Origin of the sequence: Spongiactinospora gelatinilytica (genome assembly GCF_003236385.1) — a bacterium.
Taxonomy (GTDB): domain Bacteria; phylum Actinomycetota; class Actinomycetes; order Streptosporangiales; family Streptosporangiaceae; genus Spongiactinospora; species Spongiactinospora gelatinilytica.
This window is the reverse complement of record NZ_POUA01000471.1, coordinates 1-5,015: the sequence shown is the minus strand read 5'-3', so window position 1 is coordinate 5,015 and position 5,015 is coordinate 1. Positions and strand designations below refer to the sequence as shown.

Here is a 5,015-nt window from a genome sequence, read left to right as displayed (position 1 = left end):
ACCACGCTCAAGGACCACGACGACCCCACCACGCCCATCCAGGTGGTGTCGGAGCGGTGAGCGACGCCGCGCAACCGCCCCCGGCCTGGCAACGGCTCGACACCGCGCAGTTGCTGCTCATCTGCGCGGCGGGGCTGGTCTCCGTCGTGGGGATCGCGCACACGGTCGCGGGCGGGCTGCTCGATCCGCCGATCGCGGTCGGCTTCGGCGCGCTGGTCGCCACCGGGGAGCTGGCCAGGCTCACCATGCCGGGCAACCGCGAGGTCGCGCCGATCGGCACCGCGGCGGCGCTGGGCTACACGCTGCTCCTGGACATGGGCGGGCGGCCGGTCCAGCACCCGGCGCTTCAGGTGGTCGCGGTCCTCGCGGTGGGCATGGTGGCGGGCGCGCTGCCGCACCTGGCGGTCGGCCGCACCCCGCGGCTCGACGCGGTGGCCAGGCGGCTGCTCACCGCCGCGCTCCTCGCGCTGGCCTTCCGGCCGCTGGCCGGGCCGCTCTACGACATGACCAAGGGCGACACCGGCACCTGGACCCCGGCGCTCGGCGTGATCGCCCTGATGATCCTCGGGACCATGCTGGCCGACATCGTGATCGCCGCCGTGCTGCGCGCGGTCCAGGTACGCACGGCGCTGACCGTCGCCATTCGCGACGAACTCCGGATGGCCGCCCCCCTCGGCGCCGCCGTCGCCGCCTCCGGCATCCTGCTCGTGCTGGCCGCGCACAGCATGGACATGGCCGCCCTGCTGGTGTTCGCCGCGCCGCTGCTGGTCACCCAGGTCGCCTTCCGCAAGTACGCCGGCATCCGCGCCACCTACCTGCAGACCGTCCGGGCCCTGTCCCGGGTCACCGAGGTCGGCGGCTACGTCGAACCCGGCCACTCCCGCCGGGTCAGCCACCTCGCCGTGGCCGTCGGCCGCGAGCTGGGGATGGCCGAGTCGGAGTTACTGGACCTTGAGTACGCCGCCCTGATGCACGACATCGGCCAGCTCTCGCTGCGCGACCCCATCCCGGGCGGCGCCACCGTCCTCACCGACCCCGAGCAGGCGGCCCGGATCGCCGAACTCGGCGCCGAGGTCATCCGGCAGACGGGCGTACTCGGCACGGTCGCCGAGGTCGTACGCCGCCAGTGCGAGCCCTGCTCCGCCGACCCGCCGCTGGCCAGCCGCATCATCAAGGCCGCCAACGACTACGACGACCTCGTCGGCGGCTCCACCGACCGCGACCGCGCCGCCGCCGCCCTCGACCGCCTCCGCCTCGGCGCCGGCACCGAATACGACCCCGCCGTCGTCGGGGCGATGTCCCACGTCATCACCCGCCTAACCCCACTGCGGTTCTAATGGCGCTCGCTCCGCTCGCGAGCGGAGCGAGCGCCATGAACACTGTAGGAAAGCTATAAAAATGGCCATCCTAGACAGTGGTTTTGGCGGAAAGGTTCCACAGGTCGGCGGTCTTAGGCTGGGAAGCCGTTGTAGCCATCCGGCCCTTTCGCAAGGGTCGCCCGAGTGTGAGGAGCCCGCCTGGTGTTCGAGTCCGTGTTGGTCGCCAACCGGGGGGAGATCGCCCGGCGGATCATTCGTACGGTCCGGCGGATGGGGCTGCGGGCCGTGGCCGTGTACTCCGAGGCCGACGCCGACCTCCCGTACGTCCGGGAGGCCGACGACGCGGTGCTGCTCGGTCCCGCCGATCCCCGGCAGAGCTACCTCGACGCCGCCAAGGTGCTGGAGGCCGCGCGGGCGAGCGGGGCACAGGCCGTCCACCCCGGCTACGGGTTCCTGTCCGAGCGCGCCGGTTTCGCCCGTGATGTCGTGGCCGCCGGCCTGACCTGGATCGGCCCGTCCCCCGAGGCGATCGAGCGGATGGGCGACAAGATCAATGCCCGCAATCTGATGGAACAGGCGGGAGTGCCCGTCGCGTCCGGCACCCGCACCCCGGTGACCGACGCCCAGCAGGCCGTGGCAGCCGCCGCCGAGATCGGCTATCCGGTCATGGTGAAGACCGCGGGCGGTGGCGGCGGGATCGGCATGGGCGTGGCTCGCGATGAGAAGGGCCTGGTCAAGGCGTTCGAGGCGGCGGCCAGGGCGGCCGCGCGGTCCGGTGGGGACCCGGCGATCCTCCTGGAGCGCTACATCGAGCGCGCCCGCCACGTCGAGGTGCAGATCCTCGGCCTGGCCGACGGCCGGGTGGTCGCGGTGGGCGAGCGCGACTGCTCGGTGCAGCGCCGCCACCAGAAGGTGGTGGAGGAGTCGCCGTCCCCGGGGATCACCGAGGACCTGCGCGAGCGCATGCTCAAGGCCGCGGTGCGCGCGGGGGAGGCCGTCGGCTACCGCGGGGCCGGTACGGTCGAGTGCCTGGTCGATGCCGAGAAGCAAGACTTCGTCTTCCTGGAGATGAACACCCGCCTTCAGGTCGAGCACCCGGTGACCGAGCTGGTCACGGGCATCGACCTGGTGGAGGCGCAGCTCAGGATCGCGGCGGGGGAGCCGGTCGGGCCGATCCTCGAGCCGCGCGGGCACGCCGTGGAGTTCCGCGTCTACGCCGAGGACCCGAAGCGTTTCCTGCCAGGTCCTGGCAAGATCGACGTCTGGGAGGAGCCGGCCGGTGAGGGTGTGCGCGTCGACTCCGGCTACGCGGCGGGCAACATGGTGACGCCGTTCTACGACCCGCTGCTGGCCAAGCTGTGCGTGTACGGCGAGACCCGCGCCGAGGCCCTGGACCGCGCCCGCCGGGCGATCGCCGGGTTCACCGTGACCGGCCCCAAGAACAACCTTCCGTTCTGCGCCGAACTGCTCGACCGGCCCGAGTTCGCGGGCGGCGACTACGACACCGGTCTGGTGTCTCGGATGCGGTAGCGGCCTGGCAGAGTTGGATCCAAGAAGGGAAGTGCGCCGTGGCAGAGATTCGCGCGGAGATGGTGGCGAACGTCTGGAAGATCATCGCCGCCGAGGGTGACACCGTGGAGGAGGGCGACACGATCGTCATCCTTGAGTCGATGAAGATGGAGATCCCGGTCCTGGCCGAAGATCCCGGCGTGGTCGCGCAGATCAAGGTGGCCGAGGGAGATGTGGTACAGGAAGGCGACCTCATCGCCCTGCTCGACGACTGAGGCCCCACGACGACTGAGGCCCCACGACGACTGAGGCCCCACGACGACTGAGGCCCCACGACGACTGAGGCCCCACGACGCCTGAGCCCCGCACAGATCACCGGCCGCCGGGCCCGGCGAGCCGGGAGAGGAACCTCTCCCGATCCACCACGGCCCGCTCGATCGTGCCGGACCCGACCAGGGTCTCCCCGCTCCGGGCGGTGAAGTCGAAGATCAGCCGCCTGCCGTCCACCTCGGTCAGCTCCGCGCTCACCTCGACGTGCGCGCCGACCGGGCTCGCGGCCAGATGGTCGAGCACCACGCGGGTGCCGACGCTCGTCTGGCCCGGCGGGAGGTGGCCGGCCACGGCCCGGACGGTCATGGCCTCGGCGATGGCGAGCAGTCGCGGGGTGCCGAGCACGGGCACGTCGCCGCTGCCCAGTTTCACCGCGGTGTCCTCGCGCTCGACCATGACGAGTGTCGCGGCGCGAAGCCCCGGAGCCGGTGTCATGCGGGCAAGTCTAGAGGCCGGTGTTCCGGAATAGGGCCACTGGGCTGCGCGGAGCAGACGATGAGAGTAGGCTGATCGACGCCCTACCCTTTACCACCTATTGGGAAATTCGGCAGCCCCGCGGGTGACGACGGATCGCGGGTCCACCGGGTTTCGTGACCCGGGCGTTATCTCCCTGCGATAATAATCCGCTTTGTTGGACAGTCCTGGGGTGGGGGATTCTGACGAGACAGGGGGTAACGGGGGAACCATGGTGGCCCAAGGGACGACGCTGGCGGGGCGCTATCGCCTTGACGCCCGCATCGGCGCCGGCGGCATGGGCGAGGTGTGGCGCGGGGAGGACGTGGTCCTCGCGCGGACCGTGGCAGTCAAGGTGCTGCTGCCGGTTCACACCGACGATCCGGGGTTCATGACGCGCTTCCGCAACGAGGCGCGGGCGATGGCCACGATCAACCATCCGGGTGTCGTCGATGTCTATGACTACGGCGTCGATCAGGTACCGGACGCGGGGGCGCAGACGTACCTGGTGATGAAGTTCGTCGACGGCGAGCCGCTGGACCGGCTGCTGGCCCGGCTGGGCCGCATCCCGCCGGAGGCGGCGATGGAGCTGATCGCGCAGGCCGCCTCGGCGCTTTCGGCCGTGCACGCACAGGGGATCGTGCACCGCGACATCAAGCCGGGCAACCTGCTGGTGCGGGCGGACGGCACGCTCGTGCTGACCGACTTCGGGATCGCCCGCGCGGACACCGCGAGCCGGCTGACCGACGTGGGCATGGTCCTCGGCACGGCCGCCTACTGCGCGCCCGAGCAGGCCGAGGGCGCGCCGGTCACTCCTGCGGTCGACATCTACGCCCTCGGCGTGGTCGCCTACGAGTGCCTGGCGGGCAACCGGCCGTTCGACGGCGACACGCCGGTGACGATCGCGCTCAAGCACATCAGGGAGGCGCCGCCGCCGCTGCCGGCCGACATTCCCGCGCCGGTACGGCGGCTGGTGGAGCAGGCTTTGTCGAAGGACCCGGCGCGCCGCTTCCGCGACGCGTCGGCGATGAGCGAGGCGGCGCGACAGGCCGCGCTCGGCGACCCTGACGACGTACGGGGCGCGCACGGCCCACCGGCCGGCCCCGTGGAGCCGACCGGCCCCTACCACGACCACTACGCCGCCCAGACAGGCGGCAACCAGGAGGCCGCCTCCTACGACACCCCCACCGGCGGCTACGGACCTCCGTCCACCGGCGCGCGCCTGCCCGTCGCGGCGGACGGCCCCGGAGCGCCGCTGACGGCCGCTTCGGCCGTCCAGGTACCACTGGGCCACGACGGCCCGCCGGCTCCGCCCACGGTCGCCTCAGGCGGTTCGGGGGGCGGCGGGCGCAGGAGGGTCGCCCCCGGTAAGCGGCGGGTGGGCCTGCTGAGCACCTCGGTGAT

General features: G+C 72.0%; 5 protein-coding genes. 4 read left to right on the top strand and 1 reads right to left on the bottom strand.

Features of this window, described 5'->3' with window-relative positions; genetic code table 11:
• Positions 1-56: 56 nt before the first annotated feature.
• The 3 genes from C1I98_RS35000 to C1I98_RS34990 all read left to right on the top strand — a co-directional run bounded on the left by C1I98_RS35000 (position 57) and on the right by C1I98_RS34990 (position 3,103).
• The gene (locus C1I98_RS35000; RefSeq protein WP_111171603.1) at positions 57-1,337 is read left to right on the top strand and encodes an HD-GYP domain-containing protein; all 1,281 of its coding nucleotides are present in this window, start codon (positions 57-59) and stop codon (positions 1,335-1,337) included.
• A 183-nt stretch (positions 1,338-1,520) separates the two neighbouring features.
• Complete coding sequence (locus C1I98_RS34995; protein ID WP_111171602.1) at positions 1,521-2,849, top strand: acetyl-CoA carboxylase biotin carboxylase subunit; 1,329 nt, start codon at positions 1,521-1,523, stop codon at positions 2,847-2,849.
• A 38-nt stretch (positions 2,850-2,887) separates the two neighbouring features.
• Entirely contained in the window at positions 2,888-3,103 is a 216-nt protein-coding gene (locus C1I98_RS34990; RefSeq protein WP_146607828.1) for a biotin/lipoyl-binding carrier protein, read from the top strand.
• Positions 3,104-3,200: 97 nt separating this feature from the next.
• Here C1I98_RS34990 and C1I98_RS34985 read toward each other — a convergent pair whose 3' ends face one another.
• A complete protein-coding gene (locus C1I98_RS34985; protein ID WP_111171600.1) occupies positions 3,201-3,593 on the bottom strand; it encodes a thioesterase family protein in 393 nt (130 codons plus the stop codon).
• Positions 3,594-3,843: 250 nt separating this feature from the next.
• Between C1I98_RS34985 and C1I98_RS34980 the strand changes: the two genes are divergently transcribed.
• Positions 3,844-5,015: serine/threonine-protein kinase (locus C1I98_RS34980; RefSeq protein ID WP_233508445.1), on the top strand; the 1,172-nt coding region annotated here is incomplete at its 3' end.